Raw genomic sequence first — 21,072 nt, 5'->3', positions numbered from 1 at the left:
TATAATATAATAAGATACTAACACAAATAGAGTAACTATGAAACAGACATATATTTCACTACAAAGAGTCTAATTACCCATACTTCCAAATTTATTTAGGTGAACACTCATTTTCTAAATACTTATATATATCAACGGATTATCCATATTTTACAAATAAAAAGCCATTAAAAATGTCGGCAGCCTCATATTACTATTCAGGAAATCTTACCCTTTCAATTTTTTATTCAGTTTAGTAACAACTTTCCTACTATAGTTTCCACAGCCGATAAACTTATACCCTTAACAGCACCAATCTGCGTTGCTCTCTAAAAGAATCCTATCTATTTCCGCTAATTTAACTTGCCATATCCAATTTCTAATACGCTCCTAACCACAGTTACATTAGCAGGTATAACCGTTCAATAATAATCACGGTCTCAAGTAACACTATATAAACGCCTTCATAATCAGTAAATAGTCACATTGCTGGAACTAATGGAAATGGATGCTCATAATGCCAACTATAAATACTTGTTCTGATACGTTTAACACTTTATACACAATCGAAAGTCTATTATTTAGTGGACCCTCACCAATCAAAAAAAAGGAGCCAAAATATTGGTCTCCTTCAAGGCTATTATGATTTATCTAAATCCATTATTTTTCAAATTAGCATATGTTGATTTACTAATTTAATTTACCTATAAATACTCATTAGCTTCACTTTTATTTCTTCGACAAATTCCTGTGTTGTTAAAGAGGAATCATTCATACCTCTTTCATAGGCAGATTTGATTACATCCATAAACGCTTGTGATTGCTGATCATTCATTATATCCTTGGACTTCATTTCGTTCCTCATATCACTTTCCCCTTATTTTCTATCCTAATCATACTAAATCTACTATATTATGTAAATTTAAATTTCATCGTTTTACATTAATATTTGATGACATATGTAACAGCACGCTAATTTACGATTTATTTGTAAATGTTTTTAGTATTTTGATAATTCAATATCAATTATAAACTAATCCTCATAATAAGACTATTTACTTATTATGTTAATTTCAATTTCGCATATTTTTTAATTGTAAGCAGATATTAAGTTGAGATAAGAATATTAGAATCTCATGAACTGTTCTAAATATACCAAATAGAATTTGTTTAACAGAATATTAATACCCGTATATTCCTGCCACTATTTCAACAAGTGAATAAAGGATTAAAAACACAATAAGTTTAGTGAGGGTTAAAGTAATCTGCCATGAGACCAATTTCATAGTCCCACTTTAGTAAAGTCAGGCTTTTATATCCTTAATATACTACTGAAAAAGCTTCCCGCTCCTTAGCTGATTACTATATAGAACAGATCCATTCAAGCATTATAAAACGTATAGAAATATCCTATTCAGGACATCTCTTTTGTGCTAAAATTTGGAAAACAAGAGAGGTGAGCTATGAAGCGATTTTGGGTTACGGTTGTAACCGCTCTTCTTTGTATCGGATTTTTAGTCTTTGGAAATCAACATTACCATGCGGAAATTGAGAAGACCCGTGCAGAAGCGTACAAGCAATACACGGAGGATCAGGCAAATCAGAGCCTAGAAGAAGCACAACTCGAAAAGGAACGAAAATCAATTAATGGCCAGCAGAAAAAAAAGCTAAAAGAAGCCCAAAAGGTGATCAAAAAAGTGTACGATGATTCGAAGCATCAAAGCACTGAATTAAAAGGGGTACTACAGAACCTAACTCCTCTAATTGAACAAAAAGAAAAGTGAACTGACCACGACTGAGAATATTCAGTCTTTTTTTCTGCAAAAAAGAATCCGTCCTTTTACCTATTTTCGGGACAAAAGGATTATTTTAGAATTAGGAGGGAATATATATTTTATATACTGAACAAAATGAGGTGCTAAAATGATACTCCTAAAACATCTTTGGTATGAATATAGACTAAAACGCCTTATCAATAAAGCAGATTCCTGTACTAATCCTGAAATGAAAAAGGATTTAAATAAAAAAATCTATGACTTACATTTAAAGCTTAACGAAATCGATAAATATTACATCTCCTCAGGTGAACAATCTAATGGATGACCCATTCATATAAATGGAGTAGAATTGGGGTACACTCTGACCATTCTACTCCATAAAACAAAATCATCTTCTCTCCATTTCGATTAACCGGGCAATATATTGTAAAACGTCCTCTCTTAGCTCTTCATTTTTCAAAGCAAAATCAATCGTAGTCTTGATAAACCCTAGCTTCTCACCTACATCATATCGTTCTCCTTCAAATTCATAGGCATAGACACGCTGGGTTTGATTGAGCTTCTGAATGGCATCGGTCAACTGAATTTCACCGTCTGCTCCTATTTCCATCTCACCTAGAAAATTAAATATCTCTGGCTTGAAAATATATCGCCCAATAATGGCAAGATTAGAAGGTGCTGTCCCTTTAGCCGGCTTTTCTACAAAGCTGCCTACCAAATGGCAACGCCCATCCATTTGAATAGGATCGATAATACCATACCGGTCGGTTTCACTTTCAGGAATAGCTTTAATGCCAATAACTGATGAATCAAGAACCTCATACTGTTCAATCAATTGCTGTAAGCACGGCTTATCATGAACCACAATATCATCTCCGAGCATTACAGCGAATGGCTCATCACCGATAAAATTACGCGCACACCAGATGGCATGACCGAGACCTTTTGGTTCCTTTTGACGGATATAATGGATATTCGCAAGCTCAGAGGGTTTTTGTACCTCCTCCAATAAATCAAATTTACGTTTTTCCTTCAGATTATGTTCCAATTCAATAGCATGATCAAAATGATCCTCAATGGCTCTCTTTCCCTTACCTGTCACGATGATAATGTCCTCAATCCCGGATGCAACGGCTTCTTCAACTATGTATTGAATAGTCGGTTTATTTACAATTGGCAGCATTTCCTTCGGCATCGCCTTTGTTGCCGGTAAAAACCTAGTTCCAAGACCTGCTGCAGGTATGATTGCTTTCTTAATTTTTTTCATAGGAATCCCCTTTATCAACAGTTTAATCATTCATTCTATATGATTAATACCCCAATTCCCATTATATTCCTACAAAAATAAATAAACATTCTGCTCAAATCAGTTTGTTTTGAAGAAAGTAGGGGGTTAACGGTATTTATTAGTAACGATCCCTCCTGGTCCAGGTTGTCATGATTGTATCTAGTCCTTCACTTAGATTGTTTGCGACTCGCTTTTATTACCCATATTATATTGGATGCCATGTTTTACAGGTTTGATTCCTTCTATTTATTACTTATTGGGTAATTAGAAGGATAGAGTCATACAGAAAGAATACTGAAATCCGACATGTACATAACATGAAAAATGTAATAATAACCATCTCAAAAACTATATTGACAGTAACTTATACAAATTGATATCGTTAAAATAGAAATAATAAATAAAAATATATTTTTCTATTTATTGACAAAATGCGACTTTGGTCCCTGTTTTATATTTAATACATTTTGTACCATTATATTAAACGTCGAAAAAGCAAAGCTATTGAAAACTAGTGACGCAAAACTAAAGGGACTAAGGCTTGTCTCACGCTAAGTCAGCCAGTTACCAAAACAAGGAGGCGCCAAATTGAATTACTATCAAACTCCTGAGGAAATGTACAGAAAAAGAAAACTTAAAAAGACTGCAACCTATGCTGGCCTAATTGTAGTAGCTGTCGGAATCATTTTAGGATTACAAGTGCTGCTATACAATATGTAAAAAAAGAGTGGAACTATGGGTTCCATTCTTTTTTTAATTCTTTCTTCTTAACATTTAATGCAGAAGAGGGTTCTATCTAAATAATTAAAATTTGAGGTTCTCTTATTAGAGGATATTGTAAATTTATTAATAGTATTACTAGTATTGAGGAATATTTCGGAGGCTTATTTATAGTAAAAAAGCGAAAAAAGTCGTAACGTTTTCTCTACTTTTTGAAACACTCTTTATTTATTAAGAAAATAAAATAATCTACTTCTATATAATTCTCCGTAAACCATTGTACGTCTTGATACATTTAGAGAATACTGGGTTTAACTTCTATCTTAGTCTTTTGAATTAGTGCAACACCCAGCTATTATTTCGACGTAAAACCCTTAGGATTATTCTTATGCTAATTCCAAGCATCAGTAATGATTTTTTCTAAGAATCATACTGCGGTTTCCAACCCAATATGTCTTTTGCTTTCTGTGACGAAGCAATTAAGACAACAGGATCTCCAGCTCTTCTTTCTTTTACTTCTGCTGGAATAGGATATTTTGTTATATGTCTTGCTACATCAATAACCTGTTTAACAGAGTATCCATTCCCATTTCCCAGGTTAAAGATATCACTAGCATTTCCTTTTCTTAAATATTCTAATGCTTGATAATGTGCTGATGCTAAATCCATTACATGAATATAATCACGGATGCACGTTCCATCCTCTGTAGGCTAATCATCACCAAACATATAAACTTTATCCCGTTAAAGACCAAGCGGAACCTGCAAAACCAAAGGAATAAGATGTGTTTCCGGGTCATGCATCTCTCCAATATTTCCACTCTGATGAGCTCCAGCAGCATTAAAATATCTTAAAGAAACATAATTAATATCATATCCTTGATCAAACCATTTCATCATTTTTTCCATGGCAAGTTTAGTCTCACCATAGGTGTTGGTTGGATTCGTTTCATTATCTTCAACTATAGGAATATTCTTTGGTTCTCCATAAGTAGCTGCCGTGGAGGAAAATGCTACCTTTTTGACATTAATATTTTTCATGACATCCAATAAACACATCATGCTTAGCAGCAAAATGAATAACAGCTTCGATATTATGAGTCTTAAAGACACAATCTAAAGCTTCCTTATCTCTAAGATAAATTTCATAAAAATGATTAACATCTACTGCCTCTCTATGCCCACTTTGTAAATTATCAACAATAACCACTTCTTCGTTCTGGTCTAAAAAGTACTTTACTGTATGTGAGCCAATGTAGCCTGCTCCACCTGTAATGAGTGTCGCCATCTTAACACCGCTTTTGCTTACCTTATTCACCATTCTTATTTTAGGTTTCTGACAAACCAGCTGGAGCAATCAAATTGAACAAACTGTAGCGATGGAGAGTGAAAAAAAGCAAGCTGAACAAAAAAAAAAATGAACACAGAAAAGAGCATCGGCTCTTTATATAAGAATGTTAAAAATCAAGAACTAAAGAGCCCGCTTGAACAAGGAATCAGTAAACATGGAAAAGCCAAAGTTTTGATTGCAAGTTCCAAAGCATTGGGCGATCAAGAGAGCGGTCTCGGAAAAACGATTGGTCAGGCATTACAAGACGAGTTTGGAGAGGGTATTGTGGTATCTCATATAGAATTTAGCGGTACATCCACCGAATTAATAGAAACAGGTCTAATCAGCGTTTATCAGGATGCCAACCCTGATGTCCTGATTCTTGAAGCTTTCACATTGGCAGATAACGGAGTTGTGAAAGTGGAGGAAAATCACGAAAATATTGCAGCTATTATCCAAGAATTGATCTATCAATGAGGATCTTTTTGTCATTCTGATGCCGCCTCACCCATTTCCAAATGCGATCATCTACCCACAACAAGTAGATGCCTTAAAGGAATATGCAGCAGAAAATAACATCACATATATTGATCACTGGGCTGAATGGCCTGATTATAAGAATGACACCGAATTGATGGAGTACTTGAAAGAGGATAAGAGCGCTCCGAATGAACAGGGAATTCAAATTTGGAGCAATGAGGTATATGAGTTGTTCGGAATTAAAATGAAGTAGGACGGGGGATTCCCCCATTCTACTTATGCCTGGATATGGTTAGGTCGAAGGGTTGGAAACAAGCCTTTACGAGTGGACAAATAGTATTGATTTAGCCTTTCTTAAAACATCCTTCTTAATATATATTAATCAACCTTAGGAATATATTTTTGAGGGAATATCTAGGAAGGAGTATAAATTTTTCAACACTAAAAAAGCAAAGAAATTGTACTGCTCCCCAAAAGATAGAGTGAACTGCTCCCCAAATGTTAGACACCTCTAACATTTGGAGGAGCAGTTTTTTATGGCCAAATATACATCAGAGGAAAAATTACAAGCAGCGCTACGTTACTTAGAAGGCAATGAAAGTTCTCACAAGATTGCTAAATCAATTGGAACGGATCATAAAGTTATTCTTTTTTGGGCTAAACAATATGAACACAATGGTGTAGAAGCTTTCATAAAACGATATACAAATTATTCAACACAGTTTAAACTAGACTTACTAAATTTTATGATTGAAAATGGTACGTCATTATATGAAACAGCGGCGTCCATCCATGTCCAATAAGCCGAAAAAGAAAATAGATGAAAAGAAATTGACGAGGGAAGAACAACTTTTAAAAGAAATAGAATTACTGCGTGCGGAAAATGCCTATTTAAAAAAGCTCCGAGCTTCAGGGGTAAATATCCCGAGCCGACTGCTAAAACAGAATCCAGGGTCATCCAAGAGCTCAGAAAAGAATTCAAATTAGCCGTTATCATTGAAGCCACAGGTTTTCCAAAGGCAACCTATATGTATTGGCAAAAACGACTTAATGATTCAAATCCTGATGAAGAAATTTAAAAGGTGATTCCTGGATATTGTAGGCGAACATAATGGGAATTATGGCTATCGTCGAATTGATATAGAATTGCGTAAGAGAGGCTATATCGTAAATCACAAAAAAATCCTGAGGATTACCAATAAACTTGGTGTTACTTGTACATTATACACACGTAAATCACGTAAATACAGCACTTATAAAGGTACCATAGGCAAGATTTCAAAAAACCATGTCAATCGCAGATTCCATACAAGCATCCCACATCAAAAATTAACAACTGATACATCCGAATTTAAATATTACTCGACTGATTCTAAAGGAAAGCTAATCATCAAAAAGGCTTATTTAGATCCATTTCTAGATATGTTTAACAGTGAAATTCTGACTTATCGGTTCTCAGAACGCCCGAAGCAAAAGCAATCCTGGATGCTTTAGACGAAGTAATTGAAATAACAAAAGATAGCCCCTATCGAACTACTATACACTCAGATCAAGGGTGGGTTTATCAAATGAAACAATACATTCAGAAACTAAAGGATAATGGCTTCCTTCAAAGTATGTCACAAAAGGGAAACTGTCTGGATAATTCACCAATGGAAAACTTCTTCGGAATCATAAAGCAAGAAATGTATTATGGTAAAGTTTATTATTCATTTGAAGAACTCAACCAAGCAGTTACTGATTATATTTTTTACTATAACAACAATCGAATAAAAGCAAAATTGACTGGTATGAGTCCGGTTGAATACCGTCTTTATACCAGTCAATTAGCTGCTTAAATATTTGGTCTAACTTTTAGGGTTCAGTACAAATACCGAACTCATCTTACCCAAGTTACCTAATGAAATAATCGTGTCTAACTTTTATGGAGGCACTTCAATCTTACTTTTGGGTACAGTACATAATTAGCTCCATTCTTTTTTATATACAGTAATCTTTGACTCATGACATGTAAAATTATATTTCAAGTAAGGTTCCCTCATTCCCCTCGAACTTTTCAGACTTATCTAGCTGGATGAACTAAAAACATAGAAGATTACACGGAAGCAATCTTTGGCTCTATTATTTGATACCCCTATAATCATCTGAAGAAAATGATTAAAATGCTTACCTAGCACAGGAAAAGCAATAAAACACTGAAACAGATGATCTAAGCAGACTCGAAGATAATGAGCAAGTTTCGTCCATGACATCGTTCATTCGTAATAACCTACTAGATAATCATCCTTGCTTCATTAATTTCTTGTTTTAACGTCACAATTAAAGATGCTTACGAATCCTTCAACTCAAAATACATGTCCTAATCTAAAATGGAAATTCGACCTAATAACTACATTCTTTTAACTTTATTTTTAAATATTGCCAGAAGCATATCAACATCCTCAATCTTCATTCTATAAAGAACAATTAGGTAAGTCAGTGCTCCGATGCCAATCGAAATTAAAAGGGATATATTATCATTTAATATAGTTGTTAAATAATTAAAAGAAAGCTTAGACACAATTCCCATGAATACAGAACAGAAAAATATTTTTAAGAATGATATAGCAATTTGTGATAATCCTAGGGAGCCTATTTTTTTACGTAAGCTAACAAATAGTAATAAAGCAGTAAATATACCGGAAATACTAGTAGCTAATGCAAGGCCACCTATCCCTAGAAAACGGGAAAGAATAAAATTTAAAATTATATTCATAACCATCCCTATAGCAGCATTAATCATAGGGGTTTTAGTATCTTGCATAGAATAAAATGATCTCGATAACACTTCCCTCAGACCATATCCAACCATTCCTATAGAATAAAAAAACATTGCGGTTGAAGTTAACAAAATAGCTTTCTCATCAAATTCTCCACGCCCAAATAGCATTCTTATAATTGGCTCTGCAAAGATCATGGATCCAACAGATGCCGGTAAAATGAGTATATTAATAATATTCACTGCATTCCCTATTGCTTTTTTAAAACCAGTTATATTTTTTTCGGCGAACATTTTTGATATCAAAGGAAATAATACAGTTAATATTGATGTTACAAATATTCCTTGGATAAGAATATTAATACGATCTCCGTAGCTGAGTGCTGATATCCCCCCAACTGAAATATTCGAAGCAATTGACCTATCAATTAATGTATTTATTTGATTTACAGATACACCTAAAATAACAGGGATAATCAGATAGTATGTAGATTTAATATCCGAATCCTTTATATCTACTTTATATCTGTGCTTATATCCGACTTTAAAAACAAAAGGTAATAGGAAAATCAGTTGAAATACGGAAGCGAGAACTATTCCTATGGGTAAAAATATAATGTCAATACTAGAACCAATGATTATTGAAAAACAAAAAATTAAATTCATTGGAATTCCATTCACGGCAGATACGAAATAATATCCATTCGTTTGAAGGTAACCATTAAAAATATATACTAGTCCTGTAAAATAAATACTGAAAAAACTAATCCTAGTAAACTTAGTAGCCATAAGCAACGCTTCTCCTTCAAAACCTGAAGCGAATAGCCCAACAATTTCCGATGCAAATAAACTTCCCAAGAAAACTACTATTGTACAAATTATTAATAACAAATTAATCATATTACTCGTATATCTATTTCCCTCATGAACTCCTTTAGATGAATTTATTCTATTATACATTGGAATATAGGCTGTATTAATCCCTGTGCCTACTAATGCAAATATAACCATAGGAATTGTTAAGGATATTAAATAAGCATCACTAATATGTGATGCTCCAAAGTAATAAGATAAAATAATATCCCTGGCGAAGCCTAAAAGCTTAGATATAAGGGTTATAACCATTATGATTATTACGGTCTTTTTCATAAGTTTCCTTCTAACATTTAAAATTATCTAGGATTCAACTCTATATAGGTTAATCCGAGTTTATAATAGCCTCATTTAAATTTTTTCTAATTATATTTTTGTTATTGTTTATCGAATGATTTATTTTTGCAATTTCAATACCTCTGTCTCCAATTTCTTTTTGTTTATACCTTTCATCAATTATCCTCATAATTGTCTTTTCTATTTCATTTTTTTCCAATGAATCTATAACGTAGACAAAACCTAATTTCTTTAAATATCTAATAGAAGAGACCACTTTTGGCCCAATACCTAATATTGGTTTTCCACTCGCTAAATATTCTGGTATTTTAGTACTTATAGATAATCTTGTTTTTTGTATCATTTTCTTCTCAAAACTTTCTACATGCACTAATATATTATATTTTTGCATTTCCTCAATTATCTCTTTTTCGTTTACACTTCCCACAAATTGGATATACGGATGGTCATTAATTACCGACATTATTGATTCATCCGGAACCTTTCCAGAGTAAATACTTAGACTAATATCATAATTATACTTCATTGATATGTCCTTAATCTCTTTACCAAGCCTAGATAACGATTTCCATCTATTTAAATGCAAGCCTCCAAAGTAAGCCAATTTGAGTTCATTTAAAGATTGATCCTTACTATCCTTTTCTTTATGATGGATAGAATATTTATCTATATCAATAGCATTCATAAGCGGTATACATTCTTTATTAAATTTTTTACTGTACTCATTTGACATATCCTCGCCAATAACAAATAATTTCTTTATATTTTTCATTGTTTTCCGAATTACCAGTCTAAGCCAAATGAAGTTTATCCACCAAAATATATCTAACGTTGGTAACGGTGTTATGTAATCATCCGTATAATATAAAAACATTGGAATAGAGTATTTTCGAGAAATTTTATTTGCAATATTATATGAAAATGCCGACCCTCCGCCTACAAAAAATACCAAATCAGGTTTAAACTCATCAATCCATTTATATAAATTATCATTATCCCATTTTCTAGACTGCCAGATTATGTTCCTAGCAAAAGAAAATATCGGCAATGGTTTTCTTCTTGCAAAATTATGAATAATAGTATCTGTTTTTTTGATTTTACTTGTTCTGTCAACAGTTACTCTTTTTCCAACATTGATCTTTTTCCTACTAATTATATTTTCATCAGTAATGCAAAAAAAATTATTGCAGACATTAAAGTCTGGAACTTCGTTTTGAAAGTATAACTGAGCGATTCTATCCTTAGGCCAACCATTAAATATAGAAGAAAATGTCTTTCCATTATTAGAAGTCATACTAAATGCGTTATGACTAATCAGTAATACTTTCGGATATTTCTTTACAGATTTCATATTTTATCTCCTTATAAACTTTAACTTTATCTTTGCTGAAAACAACCAAAGGAGGAATAGGCCCCAAAATGCAAAAAAGGTATTTATAAAGGCAAAAATTTGATTATTTGCAGGAATATATATAAACATAATCATAAACAAGATAAACAATCCCATTGCATAAATATTATTTTGAATTAGCACACTTTTCCACGTTTCACCAAAAATATATCCTATAATTAACATGATAAATAATGTACCTATAAAAGAAAAATCTGATGCTAACCATGTGTAGATAGAGTGCCAATTAATATATGGATCCCAACCATGTTCAATAATTTTAAAAGGGTAGGTGTTATATATAAGTGAATCACTACCAGTAAACTTCTCATACATCCCCAAAAGAAACCAGGAGTTCCCAAAACCATAAGTGGTTGTAAAAGACTCATTCATTGCCAATGATAATCCATAATAACCCTGGGTTGCGTATCCACCAATTATCACCATAGTGTCTTCTAAAAATGAGGGTAAGATTGACATAATAGGACTATCTAAATTCACTTCAATTCCTGCTGCACTATTATAGTAATTAATACTTCCTGATCTAGAGGCAATTGAATTTGTCAAATAAAATATCGCTAGTGACAATATTAATAAAGAGATAATAATCACTGTTAATTTTGATTTTTTTTTGTTAATTTTTAATTGAACATTATCAATATTTATTTTTATTAACAATGAAAAGGCGATGATAAAAACATTATCAAAAATGCCTTTATTTGTTCCGATAGATATCCAACTAATCGTATCCAGGACAATTAATACTACTCCACCAAATTTATATATCTTAGGTATATTATTCCAATTAATAATACACAACGGAATAAATAACCACCTTAATGGTGATGTAATAGCAGTAATAAATAGGATATATATATTAGATGATGATTGATCTTGTAAGTTAAGTTTTTGATGGTATTGTTCCCCAGGATTTAATAAACCATTTATAAAAGCATCATAAAATACCGTGATATCAAAAGTATTTATACCTGCCCTTGCCATGTAATTTGGTATAAATACAACAAATGAGAGTATTAGTAGAAATTTTAGTATTTTAAAATTGTTATAACTCGTGGTCCTTTGAACAATTAGCTTACCAATGGTATAAACTGTTATTTTTTTTCTTCTAACTGAAAAGTAATATCCCACTAACAACAAAAACTGGGCTAAAAACAGGTAAAATATAACCTCTATTAGGTTTTCAATAGGCCAAGGCCATGGACCAAAGACAAAAAGTACAAGTATCAAACTTAAGTAAATTTGTATAACAATCATAGGAGACCATAATATTTTATTATTTAATTTTTTCCCCACCCCATAATCGTTACTATTTACCATATCTTGTTTACTCATTGCATAGCCTATCCCCTTCTCCAGACAACTCTGTTTACATAATCTGTGTAAGATAGTATTATTCTTAGCACTTTATCAGATACATTAGGCATACTATAATCCTCGACAACTCTCAATGTATTTCTATCTTGTGTTTCTAGTATCTCCAGTCCCTGAATAATTCTCTCTTTTCCTAGTCCAACCATCATAACTGATGCTTCTTCCATTGCTTCTGGTCTTTCATGAGCTTGTCTTATATTAAGTGCTTTAAAACCAAGAATAGAGGATTCTTCACTAATTGTCCCACTATCACTAAGTACCGCTTTTGCTTTTGTTTGTAGTTTGACATAATCATTAAATCCTAATGGTTTCAATGTTTTCACTAATGGATTAAACTCAATTTCTTTTGCTTCAATCATATTTTTTGTTCTTGGATGAGTACTTACAATTACCGGCATTTTATACTGTTCAGCGACTTCATTTAAACTTTCAACTAAATCTAAGAAATTGTCCTCTGAATTGATGTTTTCTTCTCTATGAGCAGAGACTACAAAATATTCCCCTTCTTTTAAATCAAGCCTACCTAATATGTCCGATTTCTCGATATCATCTTTACGAGAGTTTAAAACTTCAAACATTGGGCTTCCAGTTTTAATAATACGATCCGAAGGAAATCCCTCTCTAAGAAGATATTCTCTAGCTATATCACTGTATGTTAAATTAATATCTGCTGTGTGGTCTACGATTTTACGATTTGTTTCCTCCGGCACTCTTTGGTCAAAACATCTATTTCCAGCTTCCATATGGAAAATCGGGATATGTCTTCTTTTTGCTGCAATTGCAGTCAAGCAACTATTCGTATCGCCTAATACTAATAGAGCTTCTGGCTTTACTTCTTCTAATATAGGATCAATCTTAATAAGTATATTGCCAATAGTCTCTACTGCAGTTCCTGTTGCTGCATTTAAAAAGTAATCTGGTTTTCTTAAATTAAAATCATTAAAAAACACTTCATTTAACTCATAATCATAATTTTGACCAGTGTGCACCAAAACATGGTCTATGGCTTCAGACTGTTCTAATTTATGAATGACAGCAGATAATCTTATGATTTCCGGGCGTGTTCCAACTACTGTCATGACCTTTAATTTTTTCATAATTTATACCTCCACAAAGTATGTGTCTGGATGTTCAGGATCAAACAATTCGTTTGCCCACATCACAGTTACCATATCTGTTGTTCCTAAATTCTCAATGTTATGTGTATATCCCACTGGAATATCAATTACTTCTAATTTGTTACCATTAACAAAATACTCTATTACATCATTCGTATCAACTTTTCTGAAGCGAATAACACCTTCCCCACTAACAACTAGAAATTTCTCATTCTTAGTATGATGCCAATGATTTCCTTTAGTGATACCGGGTTTAGATATATTAATAGAGACCTGACCACGATCAGGTGTTTTAATAAATTCAGTGAAGGAACCCCTATCGTCAATATTCATTTTTAATGGGTATGCAAATTGATCTTCCGGAAGATAACTTAGATACGTACTATATAATTTTTTTACAAATGAATCTCCTAAATTCGGAACTAGTCGTTCATCTCTACTTCTTTTAAATGACTGAATCAAATGAACTATCGTACCTAGTATTTCTTTATGTTTCACTGGGACTTCATAAAACATCCCATTCTTTGTTCCCTCAGTTAATGAATAAATTAACTCTTCTACTACATCATCAATATATACTAATTCTAGCTCTACCTTCGGATCATTAATCTTAATAGGTAGATTTCGAGCTATATTGTAACAAAACGTTGCAATTGCACTATTATAATTCGGCCGGCACCATTTCCCAAAAACATTAGGAAAGCGATAAATTTTAACCTCTGCTCCCGTTTCTTTTGCATAATCAAATAATAAATCTTCACCAGCTTTTTTACTTTCACCGTACGGGTTAGATAAAGCTGCCTGTATAGAAGAAGACATCATAACCGGACAAGTATTTCGGTATTTTTTTAATGTTTTTAGTAATGTTGATGTGAAACCATAATTCCCTTCCCTGAATTCAGAAACATCCTTTGGGCGATTTACTCCAGCTAAGTGGAAGACAAAATCAGCCTTTTCACAGTATTCTTCAAATATTTCTAACTCAGTATGACGGTCTACTTCAAAAATAGTATCGTATCCACGGTTCTTTAATTCGATGACTAAGTTTTTACCTATAAAACCATTAGCACCAGTTACTAGTATATTACTCGTGTTTGCCATTTCTCTATCTCCTTACGAACATATTCCAATTGCATTAATTTCATTTTAATCTGTTCTATAGATAGACGTTCAGTATTATTTGAATTGTATTCATCTTCAGTTGAAAGCTGATGATCCCCTTCAACAAAATACTTATCGTAGTTTAGATCACGATTATCAGCAGGAACTCTATAATATCCTCCCATATCTGTGGAAACTACCTTCTCTTCACGAGTTAGTAATGTCTCAAATGATTTTTCACCATGTCTAGTTCCAATTACTTTTATCTCGTTATCTACTTCGAATAATTCTTTTAATGCCTGTGCTAGGTCCCCGATTGTTGATGCTGGAGATTTTTGAACCATGATATCTCCTGCCTGAGCATTTTGAAAGGCAAAGACAACCAATTCAACTGCTTCTTCTAAACTCATTAAAAAGCGAGTCATGGATGGGTCTGTTACAGTTAATGGTTGTCCATTTTTTATTTGCTCAATAAATAATGGAATAACTGAGCCACGTGATGCCATTACGTTTCCATACCTTGTTCCGCATATTAATGTTTGCTCTGGATTAACCGTTTTTGCTTTTGCTACAAATACTTTTTCCATCATTGCCTTTGAAATCCCCATCGCATTTATTGGGTAAGCTGCTTTATCAGTAGAAAGGCATATAACCTTCTTAACACCACATTCGATAGCTGCTGTTACCACATTATCAGTTCCAATAATATTCGTTTTTACTGCTTCCATAGGAAAGAATTCGCATGAAGGTACTTGTTTAAGTGCTGCTGCATGAAAAATGTAATCAACACCATACATAGCATTTTTTACACTCGCTAAGTCTCTTACATCTCCTATATAAAATTTGAGTTTTTCATTTTTATAAAGTTTCCGCATATCATCTTGTTTTTTCTCATCACGAGAAAAAATACGTATTTCTTTAATATCAGTATCTAAGAACCTTTTCATAACTGCATTTCCAAATGATCCAGTTCCCCCGGTAATTAATAAGGTTTTATTTTTAAACATGCGCCTACCTCTTTCCAATTTATTTAAAGTGATTTATTATAATTTCGTATGAATGCTTGCTTGTATAATTATTCTCTAAGTACTTTCTAGCATTGATACCCATTTGTTTTCTCAAATCTTCATTACATAATGATCGTAACCTGTTATTAAACTCTTCAACATTATTACTTTTACACCAAAATCCAAATTTACCTTGTTCAATCACCCGACCTATATCAGTGTTTACATCAGTTGCTGCTAACACAGGCATTGAAGCCTGCATATATGAGAGTATCCGAGAAGGAAAGTTTGGTATCGTAAAACGTTTATCCAGGAAAATCAGACCAACATCACAGGAGTTTGCGAGTATTTCATAATCACTTTTTGGTAACTGCTCAAACAATTGCGCATTTGTAGGTTTGCTTTCGGTAAAATACTCCTTTAGTTTATTGAATTCTGTTCCAGATCCCGCTATAACAAAGTATGCTTCCTCATTGTCTCTATTAGCACTTAAACTCTCTATTACAAAGTCAATCCCTTGCGGTTTACCCAAATTCCCTCCATATATAAAAACCGTTTTATTAACTGGTATATTGTACTTTTCTCTTATCGCTCTTATTTTATTTCTATCTTTTATAACTTTAAATGGCTCAATGCTATTAGGGCAAATCTCTACATTACTATTTATTAGTTGTGGATTATGTTTTAAAACAAAGTCGACATTTGCTTGTGACATGCAGCCTATAAAATCTGACTGACCGTATAATTTTTTCTCTTTTAATCTAAAAAACTTATATATCAAACTAGATTTGCTAAACATATTTAAATCAACCGCATTTTGAGGAAAAATATCCTTTAACAAAAGATATGTTTTAGCATTATCTCTCTGTTTTATGTAGCTGATTACTTTTTCAAAAGTTATCGGGGGAGTTGAATAAATTACTAGATCAAACTTTATATTCTTCATATGTTTCTTAATCGCTTTTAAAAATAAGCTTTCTATCATTAAAGTTGAAATACCCTTTTCCAAGAGATTTGTTTTGGTTATATTACCAATCTTAACTCTAAGAAACTTCACTCCGTTTTCATCAACATATTCAGTTGATTTTTTTAATCTTTTTTCTCTTGGACTAACAACATAAACATTGTGACCATGGTCTCTAAATTGCCTTAATAGATCTGTGTATAAACCCTTATCCTCAATGTTATTTAGTCTACCAATTGACAAAAACAGTATGTTCATCTTCTCACCTTTACTTATATATCAACATATGTTACTGTGATTTAAATATTTTTACCTCATTATATTTCATCATACAAATATCAGACTCATACTGGCCAATTATATCTTCATTTTTATTATTGCTTATATTATTAATAATCATTTTGGGTATATTAACCTTACATTCATAAGCATGTGGATAGCCTCCACCAAATCTAGGGTTTACTTCAGAGATATAATATTCACCATTAACCTTAAATATATCAACATCAATAATACCTTTAAATCCAGCCTTTCTTACAAAGTCACTTATTAATACAAAGAGCCTTTCATCTTTAATTGAAACTGACTTATCAGTTTCACCAGCCCGCATCTTAATCTTCTCCTTTGTAAATATAGCTACAGGCTCCCGAGAAATCATATCAATATAAACATCAGCACCGTATTCTATCCCATCCATAAACTCTTGAATCATTAAATTATCAAACCTACTAAATAACATTTCTATTTCTGCTTTTGTAGTAACCTTACTTATATTTATACTTGCACTACCTTTTACAGGCTTAACGAACACTGGATAATTAATAAGCCCATCTTCTACATCCCTATAAAATTTCTCTTTATCTACATAACTCCTTATAGTTTTGATATCATTATCAATTAAGAAATCATACATTTTATATTTATCGAAACACAATTCGACTAATTCAAACTCCGAAACAATTGGAATAGTACCTAAATCTAAAAACTCTTGTTTGTGTTTCGCAAGTAGACTTAACTCCGGATCTATTAAAGATAAAACAGCTTTAATATCATTTTCTTTACAAATAGAGAGGATAACACTTAAATATTCCTCATCATCCATTCTCGGAACAATAAAATGTCGATCTGCCTCATACAGGGCTGGGGCTAATTCACTGCAGTCTGTGGCTATTACTAACCCCTTTCCATTTAATTCCTTTTTGAAATACTGAACTACTTTATTTCTTGTTCCACAGCTTAAAATTAAAACATTTAAGTTATTGGTCATTTTTAAGGTCCTCCAAATTATCAAAAAACAATGGCGTGCCACCTGTATGGATAAACAGAATATTCTTAAATTCAATCTGATTCTTTTTAATATACTCTTTCATACCCCAGTAGGCTTTTCCTGTATAGGTTGTATCCATGGGTATTCCTTCTTGTATAAGAACTTCCTTAATAGTGTTTATTACATCAAAATTGTACGAGCCATAGCCTTCTAATATATAATCATCTATAAAATTTATTGCTCTAATAGATATCGGTTTCTTATTTAAACTCCTCAAATAACTATTCACACTCTCAAGTACAACTTGTGCACCATAAAGTTTTTTTCTTGCATTGCTTATACCCAAAATTTCTCTTTCATCGTGATGTAATAACTGTCCACAGACTAGTCCAGCTTGTGTAGTTCCAGTTCCACTAGTATGAAAAATATAATCAAAATGAATACGGTTTACTTTTTCGTACTCCAAAATCTCCTCATATGCTTGAACATATGCTTGAGTTCCTAAATTACCATGACCTCCTCCTTGAATAAAGTAGGGATGATATCCTTGGTCTTTTAGCTCTTCCAGTTTTTTCTCTATAGTTGTACCTACCTCTGTAACAGGACAATGTATAACTGAAGCTCCAAACAAATCAACTAACTTACTATTAGAAGTTTGATGATTAGAGTCACTTGGTGAAATAATAAAACAGGGAATTTCCTTTGCTGCTGCTATATTAGCTATAATTCGACAATGATTGGAGCTACTACTACCATATGTCACTACACAATCAGAAGCAGTTTTCTTAATATCATCGAAGAAAAGCATTGCTTTTCTTGCCTTATTACCACCGAATGAGACAGGAAGTAAATCATCACGTTTTATATAAAATTTATTGTTATTTAGTGTTTCGCTTAATTTCTGCACAGGTGTCAAATAATTAATATTACTAACGTCCACTACTAGTTCCACCTACATCATTAACAAAGGTTTCTACATTCAAAGTATATAGGAACCTATCAATATACTTTCCGTTATAAAATAAATGGTTTTTTAGTAATTTTTCTTTTACAAACCCACTTTTTTCAAATAGTTTTTGTGCTCCAATATTGTTTACTTCTGTATAAAGATATACCTTTTCAAGACTAAACTCTTCATATGACTTTTTAAGTAATATCTCTGTTGCCCCTTTTGCTATTCCTCGGCCTTTGAATCTCTCTTCACCTAGGCAAATATAGTACTCGGCTTTCTTATCATTTATATCAATATTCAACAAACCAATTAATCCTGCAGGTTCACCATTATAGGTAATGGTATAATCCACCCTATCATATCTTTTTTCAGTTGATTTAAACCATAGCAGTGTTTTATCTACTTTTAGAGGTAGCTCATAATGCAGATATTTATTATTACTTTCATCATTAATCCATTTCACCTTATACGGTATGTCATCTTCTTGAAATTTTCGGATTGCAATATTCATTCCGTACCTCCTCACTGATTACTTGTGGATGATTTGTTAGTTTCCCTTTTATCTGTATGAGTATATATACTTTCACTCTTAAAGAGTTTCTGTAGCGTCTTATAAAGGATTTTAATATCCAGCCAAATATTAAATTTCTCAATATAAGAAACATCAATTGGTATTCTTTGATCCCAAGTAACAGAGTTTCTAACTGTCACCTGTGTCAATCCTGTCATACCCGGTTTCATTTCAAATCGTCTTTTTTGAAACTCGCTATAATCTTCATACTTATAAGGGTGGTGCGGTACCGGTGGTCTCGGACCAACTAAGCTCATATCACCACTTAACACATTCAACAACTGAGGAAGTTCATCCAAACTGGTTGACCTAAGTATTTTTCCAATCCTAGTTATTCGGTTATCATATTCAGTCTTAACAAACAGACCTGAACCAATATTTTCTGCATTTACTATCATTGTTCTAAATTTAAATATTTTAAAGACCCTACCATCTTTACCTAATCTTTCTTGCTTAAAAAACACAGGACCTTTTGAAGTTAACTTAATAAAAATTGCTATGATTATTAAGAATGGAGAGAAAATAATTAAACCCATTAAACTCCCAAAAAAATCAATCATCCGTTTAATAAATAAGTTTAACATCCTCATTGTTTATTTCCACAACCCCTTAATAACATTAACCACTCTCTCCATATCCTCAACAGTCATTTTTGTATCAGACGGCAGACACACACCGCTCGTAAAAAGTTTTTCTGATACATCTGTTCCTACAAAATTATACTTTTCAAAGAATGGTTGCATATGCATCGGTTTCCACACTGGTCTTGACTCTATATTCTCTTTTTCGAGCGTTTCCATAATATCAATAGGTTTCACATGTCCATTTAGGAATATAGAACTTAACCAATAATTTGGTTCGTTCCACTCATTGCTAGGCATGAATTCAACGCCATCTAGTTCACCTAATTCTCGCTTATAAAAGTTGAAGATATACCTTTTCTTTTCAACTCTTTGATCTAAAACTTTAAGTTGTCCTCTACCAATTCCAGCAACGACATTACTCATACGATAATTAAATCCTAATTCACTATGTTGATAATGCCTTGCTTGATCTCTTGATTGAGTCGCCCAGAATCTAGCCTTCGCAACACGTTCTTCGTTATCTGAAACTAGCATCCCGCCACCAGAAGTTGTAATAATCTTGTTCCCATTAAAAGAGAAGATGCCATAATCTCCAAATGTTCCTGTATGCTTCCCTTTGTAGTAAGTACCTAAAGACTCTGCAGCATCTTCTATGACTACTACACCATGTTTCTTACAAATCTCCATAATCTTATCCATATCAGCAGACAAACCATATAAATGAACAACGATTACAGCCTTAACTTCAGGATACTTTTCAAAGGCTTCTTCTAATGCCTGTGGACTCATATTCCAAGTTTCAAAATCACTATCTATAAATACAGGGATTGCATTCTGATAAATGATTGGATTAGCAGTTGCTGAGAATGTAAGTGTAGGGCAAAAAACAATATCTCCTTCTCCTACATCAGCTGCTTTAAGAGCCAAATGAATAGCAGCAGTTCCTGATGATAGGGCTGCTGCAGCTTTTGAACCAACTTTATCAGCAAGTTCTCTTTCGAATCCATTAACGTTTTCACCAAGTGGTGCTATCCAATTTGTATCAAAAGCTTCTTTTATATAATGCATTTCATAGCCCTCATCACTCATATGTGGTGAAGATAGAAATATTCTTTCTTTCAATTTTGTAGACCCCAACTTCAAGACTTCCTTCCATTATTAAGCTAGATTTTTTTAAATTATTATCTACTGGTTTTTATCAATAGAGAGCTCACATAGAAAAA

Annotated in this window: 19 protein-coding genes, 2 pseudogenes and 1 riboswitch; of the genes and pseudogenes, 6 read left to right on the top strand and 15 right to left on the bottom strand. The window is 32.7% G+C overall.

What is annotated here, in order from left to right; all coding sequences use genetic code 11:
* Nucleotides 1–679: 679 nt before the first annotated feature.
* Nucleotides 680–844, bottom strand: coding sequence for a YwzD family small protein (locus AC4D4B_RS12575; RefSeq protein WP_491000063.1), 165 nt, complete (start codon nucleotides 842–844; stop codon nucleotides 680–682).
* Between the two features lie 598 nt (nucleotides 845–1,442).
* On the opposite strand from AC4D4B_RS12575, the gene AC4D4B_RS12570 reads away from it, so the two are divergent.
* Both AC4D4B_RS12570 and AC4D4B_RS12565 read left to right on the top strand, forming a co-directional pair.
* Entirely contained in the window at nucleotides 1,443–1,763 is a 321-nt protein-coding gene (locus AC4D4B_RS12570) for a hypothetical protein (protein WP_491000062.1), read from the top strand.
* Nucleotides 1,764–1,902: 139 nt separating this feature from the next.
* Nucleotides 1,903–2,082: a hypothetical protein gene (locus AC4D4B_RS12565; RefSeq protein ID WP_491000061.1), complete on the top strand. Its 180-nt coding sequence runs from the start codon at nucleotides 1,903–1,905 to the stop codon at nucleotides 2,080–2,082.
* Nucleotides 2,083–2,145: 63 nt separating this feature from the next.
* Here AC4D4B_RS12565 and galU read toward each other — a convergent pair whose 3' ends face one another.
* A complete protein-coding gene (galU, locus tag AC4D4B_RS12560) occupies nucleotides 2,146–3,024 on the bottom strand; it encodes a UTP--glucose-1-phosphate uridylyltransferase GalU (protein WP_491000060.1) in 879 nt (292 codons plus the stop codon).
* Nucleotides 3,025–3,529: 505 nt separating this feature from the next.
* A riboswitch (cyclic di-GMP riboswitch) is annotated at nucleotides 3,530–3,617 on the top strand.
* A gap of 16 nt (nucleotides 3,618–3,633) precedes the next feature.
* Between galU and AC4D4B_RS12555 the strand changes: the two genes are divergently transcribed.
* The gene (locus tag AC4D4B_RS12555) at nucleotides 3,634–3,765 is read left to right on the top strand and encodes a hypothetical protein (RefSeq protein ID WP_258188215.1); all 132 of its coding nucleotides are present in this window, start codon (nucleotides 3,634–3,636) and stop codon (nucleotides 3,763–3,765) included.
* 391 nt (nucleotides 3,766–4,156) lie between these two features.
* Here AC4D4B_RS12555 and galE read toward each other — a convergent pair.
* A pseudogene (gene galE / locus AC4D4B_RS12550) lies at nucleotides 4,157–5,053 on the bottom strand (UDP-glucose 4-epimerase GalE).
* Nucleotides 5,054–5,182: 129 nt separating this feature from the next.
* Here galE and AC4D4B_RS12545 point away from each other — a divergent pair.
* From AC4D4B_RS12545 to AC4D4B_RS12535, 3 genes and pseudogenes are all read left to right on the top strand, one after another.
* Nucleotides 5,183–5,572 (top strand): hypothetical protein, encoded by a 390-nt coding sequence (locus tag AC4D4B_RS12545; protein WP_491000059.1) that lies wholly within the window; start codon nucleotides 5,183–5,185, stop codon nucleotides 5,570–5,572.
* A 19-nt stretch (nucleotides 5,573–5,591) separates the two neighbouring features.
* Nucleotides 5,592–5,828 carry an SGNH/GDSL hydrolase family protein gene (locus AC4D4B_RS12540; protein WP_491000058.1) on the top strand — a complete coding sequence of 79 codons (237 nt, stop codon included), beginning with the start codon at nucleotides 5,592–5,594 and terminating at the stop codon, nucleotides 5,826–5,828.
* A 283-nt stretch (nucleotides 5,829–6,111) separates the two neighbouring features.
* Nucleotides 6,112–7,413 (top strand): annotated as a pseudogene (locus AC4D4B_RS12535) (IS3 family transposase).
* 551 nt (nucleotides 7,414–7,964) lie between these two features.
* On the opposite strand, the gene murJ reads toward AC4D4B_RS12535, so the two are convergent.
* Genes murJ through AC4D4B_RS12475 form a run of 12 tightly spaced genes read right to left on the bottom strand, consistent with a single transcriptional unit; the run spans nucleotide 7,965 to nucleotide 20,971 of the window.
* Nucleotides 7,965–9,482 carry a murein biosynthesis integral membrane protein MurJ gene (gene murJ, locus AC4D4B_RS12530; RefSeq protein WP_491000057.1) on the bottom strand — a complete coding sequence of 506 codons (1,518 nt, stop codon included), beginning with the start codon at nucleotides 9,480–9,482 and terminating at the stop codon, nucleotides 7,965–7,967.
* 49 nt (nucleotides 9,483–9,531) lie between these two features.
* Nucleotides 9,532–10,854 (bottom strand): glycosyltransferase family protein, encoded by a 1,323-nt coding sequence (locus tag AC4D4B_RS12525; protein ID WP_491000056.1) that lies wholly within the window; start codon nucleotides 10,852–10,854, stop codon nucleotides 9,532–9,534.
* Between the two features lie 3 nt (nucleotides 10,855–10,857).
* Nucleotides 10,858–12,246 (bottom strand): hypothetical protein, encoded by a 1,389-nt coding sequence (locus AC4D4B_RS12520; protein ID WP_491000055.1) that lies wholly within the window; start codon nucleotides 12,244–12,246, stop codon nucleotides 10,858–10,860.
* A gap of 8 nt (nucleotides 12,247–12,254) precedes the next feature.
* Nucleotides 12,255–13,382, bottom strand: a complete 1,128-nt coding sequence (wecB, locus tag AC4D4B_RS12515; protein ID WP_491000054.1) for a non-hydrolyzing UDP-N-acetylglucosamine 2-epimerase — start codon at nucleotides 13,380–13,382, stop codon at nucleotides 12,255–12,257.
* A 3-nt stretch (nucleotides 13,383–13,385) separates the two neighbouring features.
* Nucleotides 13,386–14,504 carry a capsular polysaccharide biosynthesis protein CapF gene (locus AC4D4B_RS12510; RefSeq protein WP_491000053.1) on the bottom strand — a complete coding sequence of 373 codons (1,119 nt, stop codon included), beginning with the start codon at nucleotides 14,502–14,504 and terminating at the stop codon, nucleotides 13,386–13,388.
* A complete protein-coding gene (locus AC4D4B_RS12505; protein WP_491000052.1) occupies nucleotides 14,480–15,511 on the bottom strand; it encodes a polysaccharide biosynthesis protein in 1,032 nt (343 codons plus the stop codon). The genes AC4D4B_RS12510 and AC4D4B_RS12505 overlap by 25 nt, the downstream gene beginning before the upstream one ends.
* A 19-nt stretch (nucleotides 15,512–15,530) precedes the next feature.
* Nucleotides 15,531–16,718: a glycosyltransferase family 4 protein gene (locus AC4D4B_RS12500; protein ID WP_491000051.1), complete on the bottom strand. Its 1,188-nt coding sequence runs from the start codon at nucleotides 16,716–16,718 to the stop codon at nucleotides 15,531–15,533.
* A gap of 46 nt (nucleotides 16,719–16,764) precedes the next feature.
* Entirely contained in the window at nucleotides 16,765–17,742 is a 978-nt protein-coding gene (locus tag AC4D4B_RS12495; RefSeq protein WP_491000050.1) for an ATP-grasp domain-containing protein, read from the bottom strand.
* Nucleotides 17,732–18,682, bottom strand: a complete 951-nt coding sequence (locus tag AC4D4B_RS12490; RefSeq protein WP_491000049.1) for a 1-aminocyclopropane-1-carboxylate deaminase/D-cysteine desulfhydrase — start codon at nucleotides 18,680–18,682, stop codon at nucleotides 17,732–17,734. Before AC4D4B_RS12490 ends, AC4D4B_RS12495 begins: the two co-directional genes overlap by 11 nt.
* Nucleotides 18,672–19,205 (bottom strand): GNAT family N-acetyltransferase, encoded by a 534-nt coding sequence (locus tag AC4D4B_RS12485; RefSeq protein ID WP_491000048.1) that lies wholly within the window; start codon nucleotides 19,203–19,205, stop codon nucleotides 18,672–18,674. Before AC4D4B_RS12485 ends, AC4D4B_RS12490 begins: the two co-directional genes overlap by 11 nt.
* Before the next feature lie 11 nt (nucleotides 19,206–19,216).
* Nucleotides 19,217–19,849: a sugar transferase gene (locus tag AC4D4B_RS12480; RefSeq protein ID WP_491000047.1), complete on the bottom strand. Its 633-nt coding sequence runs from the start codon at nucleotides 19,847–19,849 to the stop codon at nucleotides 19,217–19,219.
* 9 nt (nucleotides 19,850–19,858) lie between these two features.
* Nucleotides 19,859–20,971 (bottom strand): DegT/DnrJ/EryC1/StrS family aminotransferase, encoded by a 1,113-nt coding sequence (locus tag AC4D4B_RS12475; RefSeq protein ID WP_491000046.1) that lies wholly within the window; start codon nucleotides 20,969–20,971, stop codon nucleotides 19,859–19,861.
* Between the last annotated feature and the right edge of the window lie 101 nt (nucleotides 20,972–21,072).

Source organism: Pradoshia sp. Z6_59, assembly GCF_058267515.1.
The sequence above is the reverse complement of the archived record's forward strand: the minus strand, read 5'-3'. Positions and strand labels throughout refer to the sequence as shown.